This is a genomic window from Polymorphospora sp. NPDC050346 (assembly GCF_040655695.1).
GTDB lineage: Bacteria > Actinomycetota > Actinomycetes > Mycobacteriales > Micromonosporaceae > Polymorphospora > Polymorphospora lycopeni.
In genome coordinates this window covers 206,504-231,928 of the sequence record NZ_JBFAKM010000004.1, presented here as the reverse complement: position 1 = coordinate 231,928, position 25,425 = coordinate 206,504, and the positions used below count along the sequence as shown (strand labels likewise).

The window sequence follows — 25,425 nt, the reverse complement described above, 5'->3', positions numbered from 1 at the left end:
TGATATGTCCGAGGTCTTCATGGAGGACGTCAACGGTGACGGCGTCGAGGACATCGTCGCGTACGAGCAGTTGCCGGACGGCGGGATCATCGCCGGCGCCGACACCGACGGTGACGGCCTGATCGACGTCATGACCTACGACCAGGACGGCGACGGCGTCGCCGAGCAGGTCTGGGAGGAGGGCGTCGGCACCTACGACGTCGCGCCGACCGAGCCGACCACCGAGGCCGCCCCGGACTACACGGCGGACTACTCGTCGGACAGCGCGCCGGTGGAGTCCGGCGGGTACTACGACGCCGCCGCGGTCTCGGACATGCTGGCCACCCAGCACGAGGCCTCGATGTCGATCATCAACAACATCTGATCCACCCCATACCGCCACGGGCGCGGCACCGGTTCGGTGCCGCGCCCGTGTGCTGTGCGGGGGTCGGTGCCCCGCCGGTTTCCGGCGTCAGTGGTGCGCGGCCAGCGCCTCGCCGGCCATCGTCACCGCGCCCAGCAGCGCCGCGTCGTCGGCGAACGTCGACAGGACCACGTCCGGCCGGTGCGGCAGCACCGCCGTCAGCCGTTCGGCGAGCAGTTCGCGGACCAGGTCGTTGCGGGCCACTCCCCCGACCAGCACGACCCGCCGCGGGTCGACCAGCAGGCAGCAGGTGGCCAAATGGCGGGCCAACTCGTCGACCCGGGCGAGCAGCGCGACCCGGGCCGGCCCCGGACGCTCGGCATGCCGGCACAACTCCTCGGCCCCGCCGGTCAGCCCGAGATCGGCGGCGAGCAGATCGAGGGCCCGGCCGGAGAAGACCGCCTCCAGCATCACGTCGTGCGGGTCGGCGGGCCAGTCGGCGCCGGTGACGGCGTACGCGATCTCGCCCGCCGCGCCCCGGTGCCCGGCGACCACGGTCCCGGCGACGGTCAGCGCCGTCGCGACACCGGTGCCCAGGCCGACCACGAGCCCGGGGTCGGCGTCGCGCAGCGCGCCGAGGCGCAACTCGGCCAGGGCGGCGGCGTTGAGGTCGTTGCCGACCTCGACCAGGGAGACCGGCAGCGCGGCGCGGACCGCGTCGGCCAGCCGCAGCCGCTCCCAGCCCGGCACGTTCGGGGCCAGGTCGATGCCGTCGTCACGGACCACGCCGGGCGACGCGATCCCGGCCGCGGCCAGCGAGCCGCCGACGTCCGAGACGAGCCGGCCGGCCAGCTCCAGCGCCCGGTCCAGCGCCTGCGCGGCGCCCCGCCCGGCATGCGTCGGCACCCGCTGCGAGCGCAGGATCCGGCCCTGGGCGTCGGCGACCGCGACCGCCATCTTGGTGCCGCCGAAGTCGATGCCGAGCAGCCGTCGCGCGTCGGGGCGCACCGGCTCCGGCCGACTGTCGACGACAGGGCCACTGTGGACGGTCACCGGCCCACCCGTCCGGCCACGGCCGCGTCCAGCGCCTCGTCGGCCCGGGCCAGCCGCTCCCGCAGCCCGGCCACCCGCGCCGACACGTCATCGAGCGTCGTACGGACCTCGGCCACCTGGGCGCGTACGGCGGCGACGCCGGGACCGTCGGCCTGGGCCCGGTCGAGGACCAGTTCGGGGCGTACGGCGGCGGCGATCAGGTCGGCGACCGCGCCGTCGTCCAGCGGTTCGGGCACCCCGACGTCGGCCGCCGCCGCCCGCACCTGCTCCGGGGTCCAGGTGTCCGGGCCGCCGCCGCGGATCAACCGGCCCACCACCGAGTGCGCGGCCCGGAACGGCACCCCGTGCCGGGTGAGCGCGTCCGCGGCGGCCGTGGTCGTCGCGCCCGACGCGACGATCTCCGCCGGTGCCGGCGGCTCCAGCGGGGTCAGCTCGGCCAGGAAGCCGCCGAGCAGGGCGAAGAACCGCTCGGTGCGGTCGTCGCTGTCCCACAGCCGGGTCTGCACGTCGGTGGTCGCGTTGTTGGAGTCCTCCCACCAGGCGGCGCCGACGTTGTTGAGCACCGACGCGGCGTCGCCCGCCGCGGCACCGGCCATCGACACCAGGTGTTCCAGCACCACCGGGTTGCGCTTCTGCGGCATGATGCTGCTGCCCTGGGTGAAGCCCTCCGGGGTGTTCACCCAGCGCCAGCTCAGCCAGTCCATCAACGTACGGGCCAGCCGGGCCCCGGTCGCCAGCGCCTGCGCGTTGAGGGTGGCGACCCGCACCAGGTGGTCGGCGCCGGCCACCGCCTCGTACGAGTTGGTCACCAGCCCGTCGAAACCGAGCAGCTCGGCGAGCCGGGGCGGGTCGATCGGCAGGTCGGTGCCGGCGAACGCGCACGAGCCCAGCGGCGAGCGGTTCATCTGGTCGAGCAGGTCGGCGTAGGCGACCGCCTGGCCGGCCAGCGCCTCGGCGTACCCGGCCAGCGCGTGCCCGATCGTGGTCGGCTGCGCCGGCCGGCGGTGCGTGTAGCCGGTGATCACCACGTCGGCGTAGCGGTCGGCGCGCTCCAGCGCCGTCACCCCGGTGGCCAGCAGCCGGTCGACGACCCGCAGCAGCTGCTCGCGCAGCACCATCCGGAACACCCCGGCGTCCAGGTCGTTGCGGCTGCGGGCCATCTGCACGTCGAGCTGTGACGTCGGGATGCCGCAGGCGGCGGCCAGCCGCTTCTCCACGGTGAAGTAGACGTCCTCGACACTGCCGTCGAACACCAGCGGCTCCCCGCCGTCGCCGCGCAGCTCTCCGAGGCCGCGCAACAGCAGGGCCGCCCGGTCCGCCGGGATCAGCTCCCGCTCGGCGAGCATGACCACGTGCGCCTGGCTGGCCCGCACCATCGGACCGAAGAGGTGACTCGCGTGGTGCTCGAACGCGACACGCAGATGGTGCTGCTGGTAGGTGTTGAGGCTCATGACAAATCCCTCGTTCGTCGCGCCGGGCGGACCCGGCGGTCGCTGGCTAGGTCGGCAGACCCAGCAGCCGTACGGCGTTTCCGGCGAAGATCGCTTGCAGGTCGGACTCGGGCATCCCCATCTCCCGGCAGATGCGTAACTGGTCGTCGAGGTAGCGGCCGACGTAGCCGCGCGGGAACCACGACGAGTCGCTGCCGAACACGATCCGCCCCGGGCCGATCGTCTCGTAGCAGCGGCGGAACAGGTCGTCGAGCGTGAGCCGGTACGGCATCCAGCGCACCCACTGGTTGGAACCCGACGTGTCGACGTGGATGTTCGGGCTGCTCCAGCAGGCGAAGAGCAGTTCCTGCACGTGCTGGACCCCGAAGTGCGGCACCACGAACGGCAGTTCCGGGAACCGCCGGGCGACCCGGGCCAGGTGGTTCGGGCTGTCGTGCGGGCTCGACGACAACCCGCCGGCGCTGCCGTAGTGGCCGACGTGCACCAGGACCGGCACCCGCAGCCGGTCCGCCGTACGCCACACCGGATCCAGGTCCGGGTGGTCCAGCGGGCCGCGCAGCAGCGGCGCGAACAGCTTCAGGCCGCGCAGCCCGCGTACGGTCACCGCCCGCTCCAGCTCGGCGGCCGCGTCGGGCGCGAACGGGTCGTGGTGGGCGAAGCCGAGGAACAGGTCCGGGTGCCGGTCGACGGCGTCGGCGAGCGCGTCGTTGCCGCCGCCGGTGACGAACACCGCCCGGCGTACGCCCTGGGCGCGCAGCTCGTCCGCCCACCGGTCGGCCTCCGCCAGCCGGTCGGCGGGCGGCTCCGGGTCCGGGAACGCCCACGCCCGCCGCCACGCCGCCGCGTACGGGGCGTTGGCGGCGGCGCGGACCGACCGCTCGTGCTCGCCGCCGGGGTGCATGCCGGCGGCGTCCTCACAGGAGCGGATGACCGGGTCGTCCTGGATACCGAGGTGGAGATGGAAATCGACTACGTCGATCGCCCGTTCCCGGCTTCGGACGGAACTCATCGTGGCCCGGATTCGGTCAGCCGGGTGGCGTCGGGTTCGGCCGGCAGCGGGGCGGCCAGCCAGGCGTCGATCAGCTCGGTCAGCCGGGTGGCGGCGAGTTCCCGCACCCGGTCGCCGGTCGCCGGGGTCGCCAGCGAGATGTGGCCGGACCAGCCCTCCCACGGGTTGGGGCGGGACTCGATCAGCACGTACGGGTGGGCGGTGGCCAGTTTCGGCCGGGGCGGCAGGTCGGTGACGGAGTCGGGGCGTACCGCGTCGGGGTCGAAGCCGAGCACCGCCGACGTCTCGTACGCGCCGCCGTGCCCGCGGGCCGGCAACTCGCCGTAGATCTGCGTGGTCTCCGCCGGGGTGACCAGCTGGAACCAGTTGGCCAGCAGCAGGCTGGCCCGGCGCCGGCCGGACACCCATTCCATCGCCGCCCGCACCGTCGACATGTTGGCGTCGTGCCCGTTGACGACCAGGACCCGGGGGAACCCGGCGGCGACGATGCCCTCCAGCACGTCGCACAGGTAGGCCACCGCGATCTCCGGCCGGATCGCGATCGTGCCGGGCCAGGGCCGGGTCTGGCCGGGGCAGGCGGTGTACGGCACCGCCGGGAACAGCACCCCGCGCCGGCCGTCGCCGCCGGTGCTCCTCGCGAAGCCCTCGGCGAGGATCAGGTCGGTGCCGAGCGGCAGGTGCGGCCCGTGCCACTCGACCGCGCCGACCGGCAGTACGGCGAAGTCGGCAGTGGCGGCCACGTCGGCGAGTTCGCCGCCGGGCACCCGGCTGGCGTGGATCAGTTCACCCATTGCGTCGCCTCCCGGGAGGTGCGCCGGCCGCCGTTCTCCAGCCGGCCGGCGACCAGCATCACCACGAAGATCAGGGCGACCTGGAGCATGCCGTACGCGGCGGCGGTGCCCATCTCGAACGAGTACATCCGGTTGTTGATCGCCACCGAGATCGGCGTGGTGCTGGAGGTGTAGATCAGCACCGAGGCGACGAACTCGCCGACGCCGTGCACGAAGGCCAGCAGGGCACCGGCGAACACGCCGGGCAGCATCAGCCGCAGGGTGACCGTGCGGAACGCCCGCCACCAGGTGGCGCCGAGGTTGCGGGCGGCCTCCTCCATGCTCGGGTCGAGCTGGGCCAGCGCGGCCGAACTGGACCGGAACACCAGCGGCAGGAACCGGACGAAGTAGGCCAGCGGCACGATCCAGAAGGTGCCGACGAGGACCTGGCCGAGGCTGAACGCGTTGCCGGTGCTGAACGCCGAGATCAGGTTGATCGCCACGACGGTGCCGGGCAGCGCCCAGGCGATCATGACGGCGACGTCGAGCAGGCCGCGGCCGAAGAACTTCAGCCGCCGTACGGCGTACGCGGTGAGTACGCCGATGACGATGCAGCCGACCGTGGCCAGCGCGCTCATCTGCAACGAGTTGAGGATCGGCTGGAACGACCGCGGCTCGGTGAAGATCGCGACGAAGTTCTCGGTGGTGTAGACGCTCGGGATCACCTCGGTGGTCCACGAGCCGTCCTGGGAGAAGGCGACCAGCGCGATCGTGGCGACCGGGGCGAGCAGGACGACGGTGGCCAGCAGCGAGCCGACCAGCGCCAGCCAGCGGCCGAACGGGTTGGTGATCTCGCGGCGGTGGGCGGCGATGCCCTTGGACATCGAGCGGTAGCTGCGCCGCCCCTCGTACCAGCGCATGCCGAGCAGGAAGACGATCGAGACGATGCCGAGCACCGAGGCGTACGTGGACGCCATCGGCAGGTCGCCGTTGGTGCGGTTGATGTAGATCTGCATCGTCATCGTCTGGTCGACGCCGAACAGCAGCGGGGCGGTGTACGACGCCAGCGACGTCATGAAGACCAGCAGCGAGCCGCTGACCAGGGCCGGGGTCAGCATCGGCAGCAGGACGGTGCGCCACACCCGCACCCGGCTGGCACCGAGGTTGTACGCGGCCTCCTCGACCGACGGGTCCATGCCGGCCAGGGCGGCGGACGCGGCGAGGTAGAAGAACGGGTACATGGTGAAGGTGTGCACCACGAGCACGCCGGCGATGCCGTCGAAGGCCAGCAGCGGGCTCGCGGTGCCGAAGAGCTGTTGGAGGCCGCGCGGCAGGATGCCGGTCTCGCTGTAGAGGAGCTGGAACGAGATCGCGCCGATCAGCGGCGGCAGCGCGGCCGGCACCAGGATGATCGCCTCGATGAGCCGCCGGCCGGGGAAGGTGAACCGCTTGAGCAGGAACGCCATGCCGACGCCGACGATGCCGCAGAGCAGGACGCTGGCGGCGGAGATGGCGAGCGAGGTGAACAGCGAGGCGCGGGCGACGCCCGCGCTGCCCAGGAAGCTGAGGTAGTTGCCGGCGCCGTCCTCGGCGACGCTCTCCCCGAAGGTGGCGAGCATCGGCTGCACGACGTAGCCCCACAGGACCAGGGCCAGCGGCAGGACCAGCAGGTACGGGAACCAGCCGGCGCTGGATCCGCCGCGCAGCCGCCCGGTGAGGACGGCGGCACGGGCGCCGAGGGTGGTCGAGCTCACGGGCGCACCACCCACATGCGGTCGGCGGGCAGCCGTACCTCGAGGCGGTCGCCGATCGCGACGGTGGCGGGTACGTCGATGGCCGACACGTTGACCGTGGTGCCGGCGACGTCGAGGGTCAGGTTCGTCGACATGCCGGTGAACTCGACGTCGGTTACCTGGCCGGGCAGGGTGTCCTTGTCGCCGGGGCGGGCGAGCGCGACGTGTTCGGGGCGGATGGAGACCAGGGCGGTGTCGTTCTCGGTGAGCCCGTGGCCATCGGGTGCCTTGGCGGTGGCCCGCCCGCCGCCGGGCAGGCCGACGTCGACGGTGGTGTCGGTGGCGCCGAGGACCGGCAGGGACAGCACGTTGCTGCGGCCGATGAAGCGCGCCACGAAAGTGGTCGCCGGCCGGTGGTAGATCTCCTGCGGGCTGCCGACCTGGCGGACCCTGCCGGACTCCATCACCGCGATGCGGTCCGACATGGCCATCGCCTCGGCCTGGTCGTGGGTGACGTAGATGGAGGTGAGGCCGGCGTCGCGCTGGATGCGGCGGATCTCGGCGCGGGTCTCCTCGCGCAGCTTCGCGTCCAGGTTGGACAGCGGCTCGTCGAGCAGCAGGGTACGCGGCCGGATGACCAGGGCGCGGGCCAGCGCGACCCGCTGCTGCTGGCCACCGGAGAGCTCGTCGATGCGGCGGGTGCCGTAGCCGCCCAGGTGCACCTGGGCCAGTGCCTCGTCGACGCGGCGGGCGGACTCGGCCCGGCCCACCTTGCGGATCTTGAGGCCGTACGCGACGTTCTGGGCCACGGACATGTGCGGGAAGAGCGCGTAGTTCTGGAAGACCATGCCGGTGTCACGCTTGTTCGGCGGCCGGCGGGTGACGTCCTCGCCGCCGAAGCGGATGTGTCCCGAGGTCGGGAAGTAGAAGCCGGCGACCATCCGCAGCGTGGTGGTCTTGCCGCAGCCACTGGGTCCGAGCAGGGTGAAGAACTCGCCGGCCGCGATGGTCAGGTCGACGTCGTCGACCGCCGCCACGTCGCCGCCGCGCGCGAAGCGCTTGCTCACCGACTCGAGCGTGACATCGATCATGATGTGCCTTTCGGAATGTGCGTGGGGGCCCCGCGATGGGAGCGGGCGCGGGTGGTGCGCGGCCGGGCCGGTGCCGGGCCCGGCCGCGTACCGGTCGTCAGCCCTTGTTCTTGATCTCCGCGTTCCAGTGGTTGATCCACTCGGTTTCCTTCGCGGCGACCACGGACCAGTCCACGTTCATCGGCTTGAGGTCGAGCTCGGTCAGCCACTGCGGCTGCTCGGCGATCTCGACGGCCGGGATCTGGAAGTAGTCACGGGCCAGGTCGGCGCGCAGGCCGTCCTCGTAGATGAACTCGAGGAACTTCTGGGCCCCGGTGCTGTTGCCGCCCTTGACCGCGGCGACGCCGTCGACGAGGATCGGCGCGCCGGAGGCCGGCATCACGTAGCCGAACGGCATGTTCGACTGGTTGGCCTGGAGCAGCACGTCCTGGAGGTTCCAGGCGCTGACCACGCCCTGCTCGCGGGAGAGCTTCAGGTAGAGGTCGGCCGGGTTGGCGGCGTAGTCGGCGGTGTTGGCGTCGAGCTTGAGCAGCCAGTCGAAGCCGGGCTGCGGGTTGGAGCCGTCCGGCGAGAACCGCTGGATCATCGACGAGTAGATGGAGCGCATGCCGCCCGAGGCCGGCACGTCCCGGATGATGATCTTGTCTTTCCAGGCCGGGGTGATCAGGTCGTCCCAGTCCTTCGGCGCCTGCTCCGGGGTGACCGCCTTGTTGTTGTAGACGATGACCTGCGGCAGCAGGATCTCGCCGAACCAGCGGTTCTCGGCGTCCTTGTAGTTGGCGTCCATGCCCTGCGCGAAGGTGGGCTGCCAGGGGGCGAGCAGGTCCTCGCCCGCGCCGGCCGACAGGCCCTGCTGGGTGCCGCCCCACCAGACGTCCGCCTGCGGGTTGGCCTTCTCGGCGCGGACCCGCTCCAGGATCTCCTGGGCGCCCATGTTCAGGACCTCGACCTTGCCCTGGTATTCGGGGTTGGCCGCGGTGAACTTCTCGATGACGAAGTCGGTGACCTTTTTGTCACGGGCGGTGTAGATGACGATGTTCTCGACCGATTCGGACGACGACGACGTGTCGTCACCGCCTCCGCCACATGCCGTGGTGACGGTCATGAGCGCGGCGAGCGCGCCGGCCAGAGCTAGGCGACGTCTCATGGGAACCTCCGGTGAAGGGAACTAGCGGGGATGGGAACTACGACGGGGAGGACTGGTGGGTGGCGGCGGCGGACAGCGCGTAGCTGACCGCGCCGTGCAGGACCGCCCGGTCGCCGAGCACGGCCCGGCGCACGTCGGTCGCCGCGGGGGCACGGGTGGCGACAAGGTCCTGCAGGCGGTCGAGCGCGGCGTCGTCGAGCTGTGCCGCGGCGCCGCTGAGCAGCACCCGGCCGGGGTCGACCACGCAGACGCAGGAGACGATCAGGCGGGCCCAGGCCTCGAGGACCTCGGCCAGGTAGTCGGCCGCGGCCGGCTCGCTGCCGGCCAGTTCGACGAGGGTACGCACGGCCTCGGCCGGACGGCGACCGGGACGCAACGCCACGACCCGCTCGGCGATGGCGTTCTCCGACCAACGGGCCTCGAACGGGCCGACGCCGTCGAAGCCGCGCTCCTCGCCGTCCAGCGGCAGGAACCCGACCTCGCCGGCGGCACCGGCGGCGCCCCGGCGGACCCGCCCGTCGAGGATGAGGCCGGCGCCGACCCCGTCGGCGACGTGCAGCAGCAGCAGGTCGTCGACGTCGGCCCCGGCGCCGGCGGCGTGTTCGCCGGCGGCCATCAGGTTGACGTCGTTGTCGACGACGACCGGCACGCCGAGCCGCTGTCGTACCGATTCTCCTATCGGCCGGTCCTCGACCAGACCGACCGACGGGGCGAGCCGGACCCCGCCGTCGGAGGAGACGCCGGGCGCGGCGATGGCGACGCCACGCAGCGACGGCAGCGCCGCGCCGACCAGTTCGGGTACGAACGCGCAGACGGTCTCGACGACGTCGGCGCCGAGCCGGGCGGTGCGGTGGGCGATGACCGCGCCGTCGCTGTCGGCGATCTCGCAACTTATCCGGGAGGACTCCAGTGACACGGCGGCGACGAGTTCGGCGCGCGGGTTGAATTCGAGCATGGTCCGGGGCCGGCCCGACCGCGACGCGGCGGTGCCCCGTTCGACGAGGTAGCCCTCGGCGATCAGCTCGCGGACGAGCGGGGTCAGCGTGGCCGGGCTGAGCCCGGTCAGCTCGGTCAGTTCCGCACGGGAGAGCACGCGCACCTGCCGGGCGGTGGAGATCACGGAAATCCGCTTGATCTCACGCGCCCGTTCCCGGCTCACGGGGCTGCTTGGTGGAGTCACCACGTCGGTCACACTTTCTTCCTACGGCGAACGAACTATGGACGTCAAGTCACGGGTTGATCTCGAACGGCCGGTGCCACGCTACTGAACAGGACGAACGTCGCACTCCGGGGGATGCCGGGCGGCAGACGGCGTTGATGACCGCCCCGCCCGGACTCCGATTGCTTCCTTCTGGAAAGAAACAAAAGGTGTCCGGAGGATTGACGTACGCCCGTAAACGATCTTTGCCAGCACCGGACGAAAGCACTCGGCAGTGTGCCCGGACCCTCCGCGCGCTGCCACCCCTGATCGGCCGTCATCGACACGCCGACCGACCACTGTCGACAGACACGGCGCTCCGCCCGGCGCCCCGCACGACGACGGGCGCCAGCGGGCCGTCACGTCCGGACGGCCCGCTGGCGCTCAGGCGGTGGCGACTCAGCCGGCGGCGGTGGTGGCCTTCGTACGACGGGACTCGGCCACCAGCACCGCCAGCACGGTCGTGATCGGCACCGCGGCCACCAGGCCGATCGTGCCGACCGCGCTGCGGACGATCTCCTCGGCGAGGAACTCGCTGGTGAGCAGGTTGCCCAGGTCCTGGCCACCGGCGGCGATCAGCAGCATCAGCGGCAGGGACGCGCCGGCGTACGCGAGCACCAGCGTGTTGACCGCGGACCCGACGTGCGACCGCCCGACCCGGGCCGCCGCCCGGTACAGGTCCCGCCGGGACATCGGGTGCCGGGACAGCTCGGCGACCGTCATCGCCTGGGTGACGGTCACGTCGTCCAGGGCGCCCAGCGCGCCGATGATGATGCCGGCCAGCAGCAGACCGCGCATGTCGACGTTGCCCTGCATCACCGCGAGGTAGGCGCTCTCCTCGCTGCCGATCCCGGTCAGCTGGGTCAGCGCGGTGAAGCCGGCGCCGAGCAGTCCGGTCAGCACGAGGGCGGCTAGCGTACCGAGGATCGCCACCGAGGTGTGCACGCTGGTGCCGTGGGTCAGGTAGAGCACCGCGAACATGATCGTCGCGGCGCCGACGACCGCGACCAGCAGTGGCGACGAGCCGGCCAGGATCGCCGGGATGACGAACAGCAGCAGGACGGCGAAACTGACCACGAGCCCGGCGATGGCGCTGACCCCCCGCCAGCGCCCGAATCCGATGATCACGGCGGCGGTCAGGGCGACCAGCCAGATCATCGGCTGGCCCCGCTGGTGGTCGGTGATGGTGTAGGCGACGCTGCCCGGCACCATCCCCTCCAGCACCAGCAGCACGACGTCGTCACCGACGGCCACGCTGGGCGCACCCGGTCCACGGGGCAGCTCGACGGTGGCGGTCTGGCCGGTGCCGGCACCCTCGGTGACCCGTACGTCGGCGGTGCCGCAGGGCCAGCCGGCGAGCCCGCCGGGGTCCTCGGTCGACTCGCCGACCGACGGGTCGCCCTCCGGGCACGGCTCCTCGACCACCCGCACGACCTCGCCGTACGCCCGTTCGGTCGGATCGGCGGCGGCCGGCGTGGCCCGGTCGCCCGGCCAGAGCACGAGCAGCCCGACCAGGGTCGCCACGGCCGCCGGGATCAGGATGGCGAAGACCGCCCGGCGGGTGTGTGCCGACGCCGGCCCGGCCGGTCCGTGGTGGTGGTGACCGACCGGCGCCGGCGCGTCGGGCTGACCACCACCGGCCGGAACCGGCTGCCGGTCCTCGACCACCGGCGGACCGGACCGGTCCGACGGGGCGGGATGGCCGGCCGGCGGATGTGGGTGTCCGCCGTCCGCGGGGGGCGCCGCGGGCTGCGGCCAGCCCGGTCCGGCCGGCTCACCGGCCAGCGCGGCGACCGGCGGCGGCTCGGCGCGACGCTGGCGCGGCGTACGGTCGTCGGTGCCCGGGTCCCAGGTCTGCGGCCCCCGATCCGCCCATGGATCGTCCCGCGTGGCCCATCGGTCGTCGGTCACGTAGCCCTCTCCGGTCGTCCCGCCGGCCGGCGGCTCCGACCGGCGCCGGCCACCCCGCCGCGCCGGCCCGCACCGTCACCTGTGCCGATGACCTGGGCGTCCGCGTCGGGGCAGCGCCGAGCCTAGCCGATCGCGGCAGGCCCGCCGGGCACCGCGCGGCCGACGGCCTCACCGGGCCAGGCCGGCGATCAGATTGATCGCCGCCGCGATGATCACCGCCCCGAACAGGTACGACAGCAGCGCGTGCCGCAGCGCCGTGGCACGTATCTCGCTGTCGGTGATGTTGGTGTCGGACACCTGGAAGGTCACGCCGATGGTGAAGGCGACGTAGGCGAAGTCGGCGTAGCGGGGCGCCTCCCGCTGATGGAAGTCGATGCCGCCGTCCGGCCCCGTGTAGTAGAGACGGGCGTAGCGGGCGGTGAAGACGGTGTGCACGACGGCCCAGGACAGCACGACGCTGCCGACCCCGGCCGCGACGTACGGGTTGGTGAGCCGGCCGTCGCGGGCACTCGCGCCGACCAGCACGAACCCGACCGCGACCAGGCTGGCGACACAGGCGGCGAGCAGCAGCACGTCGGTGACGCCCCGGCTCGGATCCTCACGCAACGCCAACCGGGCGGTCTTCGCCGCGTCCATCCGCCAGATCGCGGACCAGACCCAGATCAGGTAGACGGCGGCGGTCACGTCCCAGCCGACGAGCGGGGCGGGCAGCGGCGAGTGGAGCACCGCCGCCACCACCCCGGCGACCAGGCCGAAGGAGGCGATGACCGCGAGGTGGGTCACCGACGCCCTCGGCCGGTCGTCGCCTGCTTCCGTCATCGCGTCGTCCGGTCTCCCGAGCCGGGCGTCGCCCCTCCCCCGCCTGCCACCCTGCCCGACCCGTCGGCATGATCGCGCCGTTCCGCGCGGATCCGCCCGGCGGCGGGTTCAGCGGTAGCGCCAGACGCGCAGCCGGTCGGGACCGACCTGGCAGACGATGTGGGTCGGGGTCGACCGGCAGTCGTTTACCGGGTACGGGACCGTACCGAGGAAGCGCAGGGTGGTCGCGCCGGGTTCGAGCAGCGCGAACGACGAGCGCTGCCCGTCGCCGTCCCGGCGGATCAGGATCGCCGGTGCCGTCTCCGGCGACTCGGCCAGTTCCACCCAGCCGGGCATCTCGATCAGCGTACGGCCGTCCGGGGCGAGGGAACGCATGGTCCCGCCGTCTCCCGCCCCGTCGCGGATCAGCAGGTGGCCGGCCCGGTACCGGGGGCTGCCGGTCCGCGGGATGGCGCCGAGGACCGTGCCGTCGGCGGCGTCGACCAGCGTCAGCCGGCCGTCGCCGCGGACGCAGACGTGGGGGCCGCAGGCCGCCGTCACACCCCGTCCGGACGGCGACGTGAAGCTCCAGCGGGTGTCGAGGGTGTCGACCGCGTGCCCGGTGACCTCGCCGAGGAAGACGACGATGAGCAGGTCGTCGACGTTGCCGGCGACGCTTCGCCATCGTCCCGGCTCGGCACCCAGCGCGGCCCGGACCGTTCCGGTGCGTGGATCGCGGACCTCGACGCCCTGGTCGACGGTCTCGACGACAAGAAGCGCCCCGGTCGCGCCGGTGAGGAACCGGCCGGACCCGATCGGTCCCGACGTCCACAGTTCCGCCCCGGTCACCAGGTCGACACCGCGCAGCACCTGCCCCCGGCCGTCGCCGGGGGCGACCGCCGGGTCGGTGGGCGGTGCCAGGCTGAGCCCCACCCCGTGACCGCCGTGGTCCAGGATGCCCGGCCGAGTCGACCACCGGACCTCGCCGGTCGCCGGGTCGAGCCCGGAGGTGCCGTCGTGGCTGCTGACCAGGAGCTGCTCACCCGTCGGCCAGACCGCGAGGTCGATGTCCAGGCCGAGGCTGTCGGCGCCGGCCGGCGGTTCGACCACATTGGTCCAGCGCGCCGCGCCGTCGCCCAGTTCGTAGGCGGTGACGACGCGCCCGCCGCGGCGCGGGTCGAGTTCGGCGCTGTAGAGGCGGTCGCCGGCCAGGGTGTGGTTGTGCATCGGCGAGGTCGGCACCACCGCCACCTCGACCAGCGCCGGCTCCGCCGGTGGCTCGGCGCCACCGGTCACCAGGAGCAGCAGCGCGGTCAGCCCCGCCAGCACCGTACGCCGGTGGTGGGCGGCCGGCCGGCGGGCCGAGGCGGGCCGCTCCCCGTCGAGGGCGGGCACCCCGAGGTCGATCACCGTGGACACCGAACCTCCCCGACCGTGACGAACGCCGGCGCGTAGCGTAGCGGGCCGTGGGACACCGGCGCCGGACTCAGCGGTAGCGCCAGACGCGTAGTTCCTCCGGCGCGGTCTGGCAGGCGACGTGGGTGGCCGACGACTGGCAGCGGTAGGACTGGTGGGGCACCGACCCGAGGAGGCTGACCCGGGTGTCGCCCTGCTCGAGTACCCCGAACCACTGCCGCGGCCCGTCGCCGCTGCGCCTCAGCAGCAGCGGTGACCGCTCGTCCGACCAGACCGGGTCCGGCCAGCCGGTCAGGTCGATCAGGGTACGGCCGGTGGCCGGGTCGACGGTGTGCACCGGGACGCCGTTCTCGTCGCGCTTGATCAGGTGGCCGCCGCTCTCCTCGGCGAGCCAGCCGTCCACCATGGCGCCCACCGGCCGGCCGTCGGCGGCGTCGAGGAGGATCGTGCTGCCCCGCCCCGGTCCTTCGGTGGGGGGCTGCCAGTAACAGACGTACCGGCCGCAGGGTATGCCCTCGCCGTTGCTGTGCGGCACCGGTACCCGCCACCGCCGCTCCAGCGTGTCGGCGGCGTACGCGGTCAGGGTCGACGTCTCGTCGGTGACGTAGATCTGCCCGCCACCGCTGGTGACGGCACGGGTCCGGACGCCCGGGCCGGTGATCCGCTGCCGGGCCGCCCCGGTGCGCGCGTCCCACACCTCCGCCCGGTTCTCGGCGGTGACGACCAGCAGCGCCCCGTCCACGCCGGGCAGGGCCTCCCCGGACCGGACCGGTGGCGAGACCCACAGCTCGGTTCCGGTGCCCAGGTCGAAGCCGCGCAGCAGGACCCGCAGGTCCTCCTCCGGATAGTCGCCGATCGGGGCGACCACCGGCGCGCCGTCCCCGCCCGCCAGCACCGGCCGGCTGCTGTAGCCGATGCCGTCGGTGCCGGTCGGGATGATCCGGTGCCGGGCCGTCCACAGTGTCCGGCCGGTGGCGGTGTCGACGCCGATCGTCGAGTCGGCGTTGTTGAGCAGGACCCAGTCGCCGTCGACCTGGAGGAACAGGTTGACCCACAGTCCGGCCCGCCCGAGGATGTTGTCGCCGGCCGGCACCTGCCACCGTACGGATCCGTCGCGCAGGTCGTGCGCGCTCAGGGTGCGTGACGTCTCGCCGTACTGGGCGCCGAGGCTGTACAGCACGCCGTCGGCCAGCACGTGCCGGTAGGCCGGGGCGGTCGGTACGACGGCGATCTCGGTCAGCCGCGGCCGCACCGGGGGCGCCGATCCGGCGGCGAGCCCGACCAGGAGCACGGCCACCACGGCGAGGGCGGTGCGGAACTGCCGCGCACGCGAGGGCCGGGACGGCTCGGCCTCCGGCTCGTGTTCCCGCAGCCCGAGTTCGATCACGGTCATCGCCGCACCTCCGTCGATCTCGGTGCCGACACCGGCAGTGATCAGCGGTAGCGCCAGACCCGCAACTCGTCGGCATCGGTCCGGCAGGCGACGTGCGTCTCCGAGGGATAGCAGTCGACCAGCTTGTACGGTACCGACTTGAACTCCCGCGCGGAGGTCTCGCCGGGCTGGACGACGGCGATGAGCATGCCGCCGTCCGGGTCGGCGTCGCGGGCGGCGACCAGCGGGGCGACGGTCCGGGTCGGCGCGCTCACCACCGGCCAGTCGGTCAGGTCGACGGCGGCGTCGCCGGTGCGCGGGTCGACGATCGCCCGCTGCCCGGTCGCCGCCGGGTCGGTGACCACGTGCCCGGACCAGTCGAGCGGCAGACCGAACCGGAGCGTGCCACCGACGGGCCCGCCGGTCCCGGCGTCGAGGAATCCGGTCTCGGTGCCGCCGCTGACCAGGCACAGGTAGGTACCGCAGTTGCCGACGAGCCGCGCGCCCGCCGGCACGGTGGTGCGCCAGCGCGCAGTGAGGGTGTCGGGGTCGTACCCGGTCACCGCGGTGTCCTCCTGCACGGCGACGAGGCCGGCGCCGACGACGGGCATCGGGGTCGGCCCGCCCGGGGTGGCGTCGTGGCGGCCCCGGACCGCGCCGGTGCGGGCGTCGCGGGTTTCGACCGACCGGTCCTCTGTCCACACGACGACGACGTCGGCTGCGGTGGGTGGGGCCCAGTGGTACACCGGTGGCGAGGTCCAGAGTTCGGCGCCGGTGGCCAGGTCGACCGCCCGTACGGCGTGCATTCCGCGCCCGTCGTTGTCGAGCTCGACGTCGGCCGGAATCGGGGCGGACACCAGGCCCGTCGTCGCGGTGAACCGCTCGAACCGGTCCGGGCCGGTCCACAGGGTACGGCCCGTGGCGGCGTCGTGGACGGTCGTGCCCTCCGGCCCGGTCACCACGAGCAGCCCGGCGCGGGCCGTCATCGCCAGTTCGCTGGAGGATCCGCTCGGTCCGGTGAGGTCGCGGACCGACGCGGTCCACCGCTGCGCGCCGCCGGGCAGGTCGTGCGCGGCGAGGTCGCCGGTGGTCCGCAGGCTGTAGACGACGTCGCCGGCGAGCAGGTGCTGGTGGTATTCGGAGGACTTCACGACGGCCTCCTCCACCAGTTCCGCCGGTTCCGGCCGCTCGGTCTCCGTTGTGCCGCAGGCCGTGAACACCAGCGGTACGGCCAGCACCGCGGCGGCCGTGCGCAGGCGGCGATCCCACGGTGGTGCGGAGCGGGACCTGTCGCGGGCGGCACCGGACCGGAACTCGAACACCACGGCCTCCATCCACATTCGAAGGCGGACAGCCTAGCCCCCGGTCCCGGCTGGCCGGCACCGTACCGACCCGCATCGACACCCGCCTTTACCAGCGGCGGCAAGCCATTGACGATGTTCGCCACGCATGATCTGATCGCGATTGCGGAGAATCTTTCACGTTTCGATGCTTGGATTGGAGATCCCTCGATGTTTCGTCGCACAGCGATCGCCGCCGCCATACTCATCACGGTGGCCCTGGTCGGCGGTCCACCCGCGTCCGCCGCACCCGCCCAGGTCGCCAGCCTGCCCACCGCGGCGGTCGCGCTCGGCGACAGCTTCGTCAGCGGCGAGGGCGCCGGCGCCTACGCCCCGGTCGCCGACGTCAACGGCGTCGCGCAGAACTTCCCCGGCTGGTCCGCGCCGAACAGCAACGCCTACTTCTGCCACCGCTCGGCAAACGCCTCCCTGCACCAGGCGAACCTGCCGGGCATCCAGGCCAGGTTCAACCTCGCCTGCTCCGGCGGCCGCCCGTACGACATCGCCAGCGCGTCCAACACCCGCGACAAGGGCCGTACGGTCAAGTCACAGCTCGACCAGCTGCGGGCCGTCGGGCAGACCCACGACATCGACCTGGTCCTGATCGGGCTCGGCTCCAACAACAGCTCGTTCACCTTCGGCGACGTGGCGACCAAGTGCGCCAACCGGTTCATCGCCGACGCCTGGACCGGCTGGTGGGAGTTCTGGGCCTACCTCGGCGGCCCGGTCGAGCAGGCCCCCTGCGCCTCCGGCGACCTGGCCACCGACGCCCAGATGGCGGCGGCCGGCGCCGAGACCACCACCGCGATCCGGGCCCTGCTCACCACGCTCGCCGAGATCGACGCCGACGGGCAGCACCGGGTCGTCTTCCAGGACTACACCAACCCGCTGCCGTTCGACCTGAACGCCGCCTACCACAAGGCCGACGGCCGCGACGACAGCCGGGACAAGTTCCGCGACCTCGGCGCCGTCCGGTACGCCGCCGGCTGCCCGATCCACCGGGCCAGCCTGTCCGCCGGCCACATCTTCTCCGGCAACCTCGGCAACCTGGTCCGCTCGGCGCACACCACGCTGTCGGCCGAGTTCCCCGGCGCCGACCTGGTCTACCTCAACGTGCAGCGGGCCTTCGACGGTGCCCGGCTGTGCGAGAACACGGGCAGCCCGACCGGCACCCTGGCCACGCCGATCCGGCTGATGGACGGGCCGACCGGGTCCTTCGTCACCAGTCTCTCCGGCAAGGACAAGATCGCGATCCAGCGGATCGCCAACGCCTGCGTCACGTACTTCCAGACCTGCCAGGAGTCGTGGCACCCGAACGCCGCCGGACACGCCGTACTCGGGCAGTGCCTCTCCGGCGCGGCGGCGACCGCCAACCGTACGGTCGCCTGCGTCCGCTCCGGCAACGGAACGATCACCGTGAGCTGACCGCCGGACGACGACGGGCCCGCGCCGGGGATCGGCGCGGGCCCGTCGCGTTCCGGCGGTGTGTTCCGCGCGTCCGTGGGTACGCGAGCCGCCGGCGGGCGGACACGGACGCGGGGCGGTCGGATGGGCAGCGACGGGCGGGACGGGAACGCCCCGGCCGCCAGCCCGCTCAACCCGGACGCCGAGTTTCCCGCCCTGACCGACAACGAACGGGCCGCCCTGCACCGCATCGGCGAACAGTGGACGGCCACCGTCCCCGGCCGGGCCGGCCGCGACGCCCCCATGCCGGTCGACCCGGCGCTCGGCCTCGCCCCCGACACCCGGCCCACCCGGCTCGCCCGGCTGGCGCCGATCCGGCTCTTCCGGGCCGCACCGGACCACCCCGGACGTGACGAACTGGTGACCACCACGCCGGCCCCCGCCCCCGACTCTGCCGCCGGCCGGGCGCTGGTCCGCCTCCGCCGGCTCCTCCTCGGCCCGCCGCTGGCCAGCACCGCCCTCGTCCGCGAACGCATGCGCAAGCTGGTGGCGCTGCCGGTGCTCTCCTCCGACCTGCTGTCCTCGGTCGCGTACGGCCCCGAGGCCATGCTCACCGTGCTGGCGCTCGCCGGCACCGCCGCCCTCGGCCTGTCGCTGCCGCTGGCCGCCGCGCTGATCGGCCTCATGATCGTGGTCGGGGTCTCCTACCGGCAGACGATCCCGGCCTACGCCCACGGCGCCGGCTCCTACCTCGTCGCCAGCGACAACCTCGGCCACCGGGCCGGCCTCACCGCCGGCGTCGGACTGATGACGGACTACATCCTGACCGTGTCCGTGTCGGTCGCGGCCGGCGTGCACACGGTCACCTCGGCGGTCCCCGCCCTCGCCCCGTTCACCGTGCCGCTCGGGCTGCTGTTCATCGGCGTACTGGTCGCCGGCAACCTGCGCGGGATCCGCGCCGCCGGCAACCTGTTCGCCGCACCCACCTACATCTTCGTCCTCGCGATCGCCGCGCTCGTCGTGTTCGGGCTGGCCGACGCCGCCGGGCGGGGCTTCACACCGGTGCCGCCGCCACCGGTCGCCGCCGCCGAAGGGGTCGGCCTGCTGCTGGTCCTGCGCGCGTTCTCGTCCGGTGCCACGTCGATGACCGGGATCGAGGCGATCTCCAACGCGGTGCCGATCTTCCGCCCGGTCGAGTGGCGCAACGCCCGCACCACGCTGACCTGGATGATCTTCATGCTGGTCGTACTGTTCGCCGGGCTGATCGTGCTGTTCCACCTCAACGGGCTGGTCCCCCGCGCCGACGAGACGCTGCTGTCGCAACTCGCCCGCACCACGTTCCCCACCGGCCCCTGGTACCTGCTCGTCCAGGCGGCCACCGCGTTGATCCTGATGTTCGCCGCGAACACCGCGTTCAACGACCTGCCCCGGCTGCTGTTCTTCGTGGCCCGCGACGGCTACGCCCCCCGCCGCTTCCTGCACATGGACGACCGGCTGGCGTTCGGCAACGGCATCCTGCTGCTCGCCGGCACGTCGGCGCTCATCTTCGTCGCCTTCCGGGGACACACCGAGTCGCTGATCCCGCTGTACGCCGTCGGGGTGTTCCTGGCCTTCACGCTGTCGCAGGTCGGCATGGTCGTGCACTGGCGGCGGCACCGGGAGCGGCACTGGACCCGCAAACTGGCCCTCAACGCCGCCGGCGCGGTGGCGTGCGCGCTGGTGCTGGTCACCGCGGCGGTCACCAAGTTCACCGAGGGCGCCTGGGTCGTGGTGATCGCCATCCCGCTGATGGTCCTCGGGGCGCTGCGGATCCGGGCACACTACGACGCGGTACGGGCCGCGCTGACACCGCGACCGCCCGGGCCGGGCCCCTCCCCCAACGGGGACACGGTCACGGAGCGGGCCGAATCCACGGGCCGGGCAGCGGCCACGGACCGGGCGGCCGGGCCGGAGGCCGAGGAGGTTCCGGGGCAGGTCCGACACCTCGTCGTCGTACCGGTGCTGCGGCTGGATCTGGCCGCCCTGCGGGCACTGGCGTACGCCGCCTCGCTCGGACAGCCGTGCCTCGCCGTACACATCGGTCCCGACGACGGCGAAGCCGACCGGTTCCGCGCCGAATGGCAGGCGTGGGGCGACCACCTGCGGCTCGAGGTCGTCGTGTCGCCGTACCGGGCGGTCATCGCCACCCTCGTCGGCTACCTGGAGGCGCTGCACGCACTGCGCCCCGACGTCGCGTTGACGGTCGTGGTGCCGGAGATCGTGGTACGCCGGCGGTGGCACCGGCTGCTGCACGGCGGTACCCCGCGCCGGCTGCGCCGGGCCCTGCGCGGCCGGCCCGGACTGGTGATCACCAGCGTGCCGATCCACGTCACCCGCTGACCGGCCGGCGGCTACCGTACATCGTCGTGGGAAGACGGACGGGCCGGACCCGACAGGACGGCGTCGAGCAGGTCGTCGACCTCGGGATGGCCGAACTTCGGCCGGACCCGCAGCGCCCGACCGGGGTCACGCTGCTCGTCGACGGCGTACCCCAGTCGTACGTCGACCGCACCGACCCGACCTACCTGCACTTCGACTACGTACGCCGGATCGCCTCGGTCGTCGACGCCGTCGCCCCGGCCGGCGCGCCGCTGCGGGTGCTGCACCTCGGCGGCGGCGCGCTGACCCTGCCCCGTTACGTCGCCGCCACCCGCCCCGGCTCGGCGCAACTCGTCGTCGAGCGCGACGCCGCCCTGGTCGAACTGGTCGGCCGCGCCCTGCCGCTGCCCGCCGGCCACGACGTCCGGGTACGCGTCGGCCACGCCCGCGACGTGGTCGACTGGTCGGCCGACGGGCCGTTCGACCTGGTCGTCGGCGACGTCTACCGGGGTGCCCGGCTGGCCGGCGGGGTCGGGACCGCCTCGTTCGCCACCGGGCTGCGCCGGATACTGGCGCCCGACGGCGTCTACACCCTCAACGTCACCGACCTGCCACCACTGGTCCTCTCCCGGGTACAGGCGGCCACCCTGCGCGCCGCCTACGGCGACGTGTGCGTGGTCGCCGCCCGCACGATGCTGCGCGGGCGGCGGTACGGCAACGTGGTGCTGGCCGCGGCCGCCGCCGCGGGGCGGCTGCCGGTCGACCGGCTCGTCCGGGCGGCGCTACGCGACCCGGTACCCGGCATCGTGCTGCACGGCCCGTCGCTCGACGAGTTCACCGCACACACCCACCCGTCCCCCGACTGACCCCACGCCCCCTGCCCACACACCCCTGCCCACACACACCCCTGCCCACGCCCCCGGCCCACGCCCCTGCCCACGCACCACCGCGAGAACGTGGCGGGGACGCGATGGGCCTGGCCCGTCGATCAAGGAGCAGACGTGGTCGCGGCGGGGCGGAATGTCCGCCAGATCCCCTCGATCGACGGACTGGGAGGGGGTGGCCCCGTTCAGCCGACCGGGACGGGAACGGGGGCGCCCGCTCGGCGGGGGCATGGGCTGGTGGTGAGCGTCTGGCGACGGCGGGACGGGATCACTGTCGGGGTCCACAGCGTTTTCGCTGTGGATACGCCGAATTCGCTGTGGCGCCCGACAGTGACACGCCCGCCCCGACGTTCGACGCCCGGCAACCGGCTTCCTGCCGGGCCACCTCGACCCGGCGGTCTCCGCCGAAGCGGCAGGCGGCGACCGGCCCGCCCGGTCGTCTACGTCGGCGCCGCATCCATCGGCCCGCTGTGATCGTCTGCGGTTCCGGCACTCGACACGCCGGGACCGCAACGCCTGAGCCGCAGACGATCACGCCAACGATCCCGCCGCCGGCCGAAGAGGGGCACCACGCGGCAACCAGAGGCCCGCCCCGGAACGCTTTGTCCTTGATCGACGCGCCTGCCTCGGCCAAGGTGCCGCCCAAGGCGGGCGCGGAGCCGGAGGGATCAGTCCCAGTCGGCCTGCGGCACGGCGACGACGACGCGGTGGTTGGCGTACTCGGTCTGGGTCCACAGGTAGTCGGCGACGCCCTCGGTGGGGTCGTACCAGTACGACAGGTCCTCCGGCCCGAACGCCCAGGTGTACGACGCGGTCCGGCCGGTGCCGCTGTTCCAGTGCCGCAGCGTGCCGAAGTGCGACGCCACGGTGCCGCCCCGGCAGCCGTTGCTGCTGCCGAACCAGTATTTGCCGTTGTACGCCGCGACGCCCTGCATCTGCCGGTAGCCGGTGTTCCAGGCGGCGGTCGCGGTGACCGTACGCCCGTCGGCGCCGGTCGTCAGCTTCGAGTCGGCGCCGAGCGGGAAGCGGACCAGCCGGGAGGCGGTCGCGGCGGTGGCGGCGTCCTCGGCGTACTCGCCGACGACCAGGGCCCGGTTGGCGGCGGCCGGGCCGCGGTCCACGGTCAGGAACGAGAACCGCAGGTCGTTGGTGCCGGTCGGCCGGACCCGGCCCACCTGCGGCATGACGTAGCGGTAGTCGAAGGCGTGGTAGCTGCCGTCCGACTGCCGCCCGACGGCATTGGCCAGCCCGGTCGAGACCTCGTAGACGCGTTCGAAGTCGAAGACCCGGAAGCCGCCCCGGGTGTCGGCGACGTAGAGGTGCTGGCCGTACCAGCCGATGCCGCCGGCGTGCAGCGACTCGCCGTTGCTGCTCAGCAGCGGCTTGTACGTCCCCCGCCCGGCACTGTCCACGGTGGGCTCGACCAGCAGCAGGTGGCGGTAGGTGTTGGCGAAGTCTGCGTCCCAGTCGACCAGCGACAGTCGTACGCCCTTGATCGGCAGGCGGGCGGACTGCGGCACCTCGGGGTCGCGCGGGCAGCGCCCGTCGAGGGTCACCCCGGTCCCCTTGTGGTACGCGGCCGAGGCGACCAGTTGGCGTCCGGCGTAGTGGCCGCCGTCGACGGCCTCCCGGGTGGTGGTCAGCCCCTGCGGGTACCACTGGGCGGTGGCGTCGTCACCGTCGTTCCAGCAGAAACCGATCGTGTCGGCGCCGGAGCGGTCCCGCAGCGCCTGCCACGTCGACTGGTTGCACAGCGCGGTGCGGTCCCGGTTGGCCGCGTCCATCACCTGCGGGACGCTGCGCCGCCGCCCGGCCAGCGCGGTGTCCAGCGCGGCCAGCGCCGGGGTGAAGGCGGTGAAATCCTGGTCGAGGGTGAACCTGGCCGGATTCAGCGTCGCCGGGGCGGCGAGGGCGGGGGTGGGCACCGCGAGCGCGGCACCGGTGACCGCCAAAACCGTCACGGCGGCCGCTACAGGTCGAAAACGCATCCACGCATCTTAATGCAATGCGGGCAACTCGCCTCGCCCCGACCGCCGCGCTGATCAAGGAGTTGTCGTCCCCGGATCGGGGCGGAATGCCCGAAGCATCCCCTTGATCGCGCCGCGAGTCGCGCCGACGCGAGCAGCGCCGACGCGGGGCGGGGGCGCCGACGCGGGGGTTACGGGAGGACGATCGCGGTGATCAGGAGGCCGTCGGAGATCAGGTAGCGGCCGGTGAAGGCGCTGACCGGGGCGCCCGCAACCACCGGGCCCGGGACCAGCAGCCGGGCGGTGAACGTCTCGGCGTCGGCGTCGAACACGATCTCCGCCTCCTCGAACCCGAGCCACCTGCCGGTCAGCGGGAACCAGGTCTTGTAGACCGACTCCTTGGCGCTGAACAGCAGCCGGTCCCACCAGACCTCCGGGCGGCCCGCGCCGAGTTCGGCGAGGCGCTTGCGCTCCTCCTCGAGCGAGACCGCGTCGAGCACCCCGGACGGCAGGGCCTCGTGCGGTTCGGCGTCGATGCCGACCGAGACGACGTCCCCGGTGCGGGCGAGGACCGCGGCCCGGTAGCCGGCGCAGTGCGTCATGCTGCCGAGCACCCCGGCCGGCCAGCCGGGCGCGCCCCGCTCGCCGGGCACGATCGGCACCGCCGGCAACCCGAGGGTGGCGAGCGCGCTGCGGGCGCAGTGCCGCACGGTGCTGAACTCCCGCCGCCGCTTGTCGACGGCGCGGGCGACCGCCGCCTCCTCCTCGGGAAAGAGGACGACGCCCGGCGGATCGTCGAACGCCTCGACGGCCACCACGGTCGACGGCAGGATCCGCTCGATCACGTCACTGTCCTTCGTACGGCAGGATCTGGCGCGGCGCCGGCGGGGTCGGCCCGCGATGCTTCCACTCCCGCGGGTAGCCGACCGACACCTCCTGGAAGCGCACCCCGTCGTGCCAGGTGGTGCGCGGGATGTGCAGGTGCCCGTAGACCATCGCGGCGGTGCGGTATCGGGTGTGCCAGTCGGCGGTCAGGTCGGTGCCGCACCACTGGGCGAACTCCGGGTAGCGCAGGATCCGGGTCGGCTCGCGGACCAGCGGATAGTGGTTGACGAACACGATCGGCAGATCGGGGTGCTCGCGTTCGTCGAGCCGGCGCAGCGTCTCGTCGACCCGCGCCCGGCACCAGTCGTCCCGCGTCGGGTACGGGTCGGGGTGCAGCATGACCTCGTCGGTGCACACGATCCCGGTCTCGTACGCGTACGCCAGCGACTCCCGCTTGTCGCGGGTGTGCTCGGGGCGCCATGTGTAGTCGTAGAGCAGGAACATCGGCACGATCAGCACCGAGCCACCGGGCCCGTTCCAGATCGGGTACGGGTCCTCGGGCGTGACGACGCCGAGCCGGCGGCACAGCTCGACCAGGTGCTCGTAGCGCTGCACGCCCCGGGCCTGCACCGGGTCCTCGCGGGGCGTCCACAACTCGTGGTTGCCGGGGACCCAGACGACCTTGGCGTAGCGCCGGGCCAGCACGGTCAGCGTCCACTCGACGTCGGCGACCTGCTCGGCGATGTCACCGGCGATGAGCAGCCAGTCGGCGGGCGACTCCGGCCGCAGCCCGGCGACGTGGTCCCGGTTCTCCTGGTAACCGATGTGCAGGTCGCTGATGGCCATCAGCTTGCCCGCCGGGGGCGGGGTGGTCGGCGAGGTCAGGACTCGACCCACCCGTGCGTCTGGGCCAGCCCGGTGACCCGCTGCCGGATCAGCGCGATCTGGCTGCCGGTCAGCGACGGCACCTCGTCGATCAGCAGCTCGGTCAGCTCGTTGCGGAACTCGTCGGCGGAGAGCACGTCGCACAGCCCGTCGTCGTCCTCGCCGTTCGCCGTCTTGCCGGCGAAGCGGGCCTCGACGGTCTTCGCCACCGCCGGCCGCCGGGGGGTGCGGTCCAGCACCCGGACCGACGACGCCTTGAGCCCCCGCTCGCCCTCCTCGAGGTCGAACTCGACCGCGACCCCGGGGCGGATCAGGTATTTCTCGTCCCGCAGGTCGTTGGCGTGCAGGAAGACGTCTTCCCCGCCGGAATCCGGCGCGATGAACCCATATCCACGCGTCTCGTCGAATCGCAGAACCTTGCCGACAGCCACCGCTTTGCCACCCACCCTCTACACCCGAACATCCGCATC

21 protein-coding genes are annotated in these 25,425 nt (G+C 73.1%); 4 read left to right on the top strand and 17 right to left on the bottom strand.

Features of this window, described 5'->3' with window-relative positions; genetic code table 11:
- Window positions 1–4 precede the first annotated feature (4 nt).
- Window positions 5–364 carry a hypothetical protein gene (locus AB0I42_RS06575; RefSeq protein ID WP_357534786.1) on the top strand — a complete coding sequence of 120 codons (360 nt, stop codon included), beginning with the start codon at window positions 5–7 and terminating at the stop codon, window positions 362–364.
- An 87-nt stretch (window positions 365–451) separates the two neighbouring features.
- Here the strand turns inward: AB0I42_RS06575 and AB0I42_RS06570 are convergent, their stop codons facing one another.
- The 13 genes from AB0I42_RS06570 to AB0I42_RS06510 form a co-directional block, all read right to left on the bottom strand.
- Window positions 452–1,396 (bottom strand): ROK family protein, encoded by a 945-nt coding sequence (locus AB0I42_RS06570; protein WP_357534784.1) that lies wholly within the window; start codon window positions 1,394–1,396, stop codon window positions 452–454.
- Window positions 1,393–2,847: a lyase family protein gene (locus AB0I42_RS06565; RefSeq protein ID WP_357534782.1), complete on the bottom strand. Its 1,455-nt coding sequence runs from the start codon at window positions 2,845–2,847 to the stop codon at window positions 1,393–1,395. The genes AB0I42_RS06570 and AB0I42_RS06565 overlap by 4 nt, the downstream gene beginning before the upstream one ends.
- A 46-nt stretch (window positions 2,848–2,893) precedes the next feature.
- Complete coding sequence (locus tag AB0I42_RS06560) at window positions 2,894–3,856, bottom strand: amidohydrolase family protein (protein WP_357534781.1); 963 nt, start codon at window positions 3,854–3,856, stop codon at window positions 2,894–2,896.
- Window positions 3,853–4,647, bottom strand: coding sequence for a creatininase family protein (locus AB0I42_RS06555; RefSeq protein WP_357534779.1), 795 nt, complete (start codon window positions 4,645–4,647; stop codon window positions 3,853–3,855). The genes AB0I42_RS06560 and AB0I42_RS06555 overlap by 4 nt, the downstream gene beginning before the upstream one ends.
- Window positions 4,635–6,380 (bottom strand): iron ABC transporter permease, encoded by a 1,746-nt coding sequence (locus AB0I42_RS06550; RefSeq protein WP_357534777.1) that lies wholly within the window; start codon window positions 6,378–6,380, stop codon window positions 4,635–4,637. The genes AB0I42_RS06555 and AB0I42_RS06550 overlap by 13 nt, the downstream gene beginning before the upstream one ends.
- The gene (locus AB0I42_RS06545; RefSeq protein ID WP_357534776.1) at window positions 6,377–7,426 is read right to left on the bottom strand and encodes an ABC transporter ATP-binding protein; all 1,050 of its coding nucleotides are present in this window, start codon (window positions 7,424–7,426) and stop codon (window positions 6,377–6,379) included. The genes AB0I42_RS06550 and AB0I42_RS06545 overlap by 4 nt, the downstream gene beginning before the upstream one ends.
- Before the next feature lie 121 nt (window positions 7,427–7,547).
- A complete protein-coding gene (locus tag AB0I42_RS06540; protein WP_357534775.1) occupies window positions 7,548–8,597 on the bottom strand; it encodes an extracellular solute-binding protein in 1,050 nt (349 codons plus the stop codon).
- A 37-nt stretch (window positions 8,598–8,634) separates the two neighbouring features.
- A complete protein-coding gene (locus AB0I42_RS06535; protein WP_357534773.1) occupies window positions 8,635–9,756 on the bottom strand; it encodes an ROK family protein in 1,122 nt (373 codons plus the stop codon).
- A gap of 438 nt (window positions 9,757–10,194) precedes the next feature.
- Window positions 10,195–11,706 (bottom strand): YibE/F family protein, encoded by a 1,512-nt coding sequence (locus tag AB0I42_RS06530; RefSeq protein ID WP_357534771.1) that lies wholly within the window; start codon window positions 11,704–11,706, stop codon window positions 10,195–10,197.
- A 168-nt stretch (window positions 11,707–11,874) separates the two neighbouring features.
- On the bottom strand, window positions 11,875–12,525 hold the full coding sequence (locus AB0I42_RS06525; protein ID WP_357534769.1) for a DUF1345 domain-containing protein: 651 nt from the start codon (window positions 12,523–12,525) through the stop codon (window positions 11,875–11,877).
- Between the two features lie 108 nt (window positions 12,526–12,633).
- Window positions 12,634–13,923, bottom strand: coding sequence for a PQQ-binding-like beta-propeller repeat protein (locus AB0I42_RS06520; protein WP_357534767.1), 1,290 nt, complete (start codon window positions 13,921–13,923; stop codon window positions 12,634–12,636).
- A 67-nt stretch (window positions 13,924–13,990) separates the two neighbouring features.
- Window positions 13,991–15,313 (bottom strand): PQQ-binding-like beta-propeller repeat protein, encoded by a 1,323-nt coding sequence (locus AB0I42_RS06515; protein ID WP_357534766.1) that lies wholly within the window; start codon window positions 15,311–15,313, stop codon window positions 13,991–13,993.
- Window positions 15,314–15,354: 41 nt separating this feature from the next.
- Entirely contained in the window at window positions 15,355–16,614 is a 1,260-nt protein-coding gene (locus AB0I42_RS06510) for a PQQ-binding-like beta-propeller repeat protein (RefSeq protein WP_357534764.1), read from the bottom strand.
- Window positions 16,615–16,803: 189 nt separating this feature from the next.
- Here AB0I42_RS06510 and AB0I42_RS06505 point away from each other — a divergent pair, with 189 nt between their 5' ends.
- The 3 genes from AB0I42_RS06505 to AB0I42_RS06495 all read left to right on the top strand — a co-directional run bounded on the left by AB0I42_RS06505 (window position 16,804) and on the right by AB0I42_RS06495 (window position 21,260).
- Window positions 16,804–18,057 (top strand): hypothetical protein, encoded by a 1,254-nt coding sequence (locus tag AB0I42_RS06505; protein ID WP_357534762.1) that lies wholly within the window; start codon window positions 16,804–16,806, stop codon window positions 18,055–18,057.
- 123 nt (window positions 18,058–18,180) lie between these two features.
- A complete protein-coding gene (locus AB0I42_RS06500; RefSeq protein ID WP_357534761.1) occupies window positions 18,181–20,415 on the top strand; it encodes an APC family permease in 2,235 nt (744 codons plus the stop codon).
- Between the two features lie 26 nt (window positions 20,416–20,441).
- Window positions 20,442–21,260 carry a fused MFS/spermidine synthase gene (locus tag AB0I42_RS06495; RefSeq protein ID WP_357534760.1) on the top strand — a complete coding sequence of 273 codons (819 nt, stop codon included), beginning with the start codon at window positions 20,442–20,444 and terminating at the stop codon, window positions 21,258–21,260.
- A gap of 686 nt (window positions 21,261–21,946) precedes the next feature.
- Here the strand turns inward: AB0I42_RS06495 and AB0I42_RS06490 are convergent.
- From AB0I42_RS06490 to AB0I42_RS06475, 4 genes are all read right to left on the bottom strand, one after another.
- Complete coding sequence (locus AB0I42_RS06490; RefSeq protein WP_357534758.1) at window positions 21,947–23,266, bottom strand: hypothetical protein; 1,320 nt, start codon at window positions 23,264–23,266, stop codon at window positions 21,947–21,949.
- Between the two features lie 170 nt (window positions 23,267–23,436).
- Window positions 23,437–24,090, bottom strand: coding sequence for a 4'-phosphopantetheinyl transferase superfamily protein (locus AB0I42_RS06485; RefSeq protein WP_357534756.1), 654 nt, complete (start codon window positions 24,088–24,090; stop codon window positions 23,437–23,439).
- A gap of 1 nt (window position 24,091) precedes the next feature.
- The gene (locus AB0I42_RS06480) at window positions 24,092–24,916 is read right to left on the bottom strand and encodes a metallophosphoesterase (protein WP_357534875.1); all 825 of its coding nucleotides are present in this window, start codon (window positions 24,914–24,916) and stop codon (window positions 24,092–24,094) included.
- Between the two features lie 35 nt (window positions 24,917–24,951).
- Entirely contained in the window at window positions 24,952–25,386 is a 435-nt protein-coding gene (locus tag AB0I42_RS06475) for a cold shock domain-containing protein (RefSeq protein ID WP_357534754.1), read from the bottom strand.
- Between the last annotated feature and the right edge of the window lie 39 nt (window positions 25,387–25,425).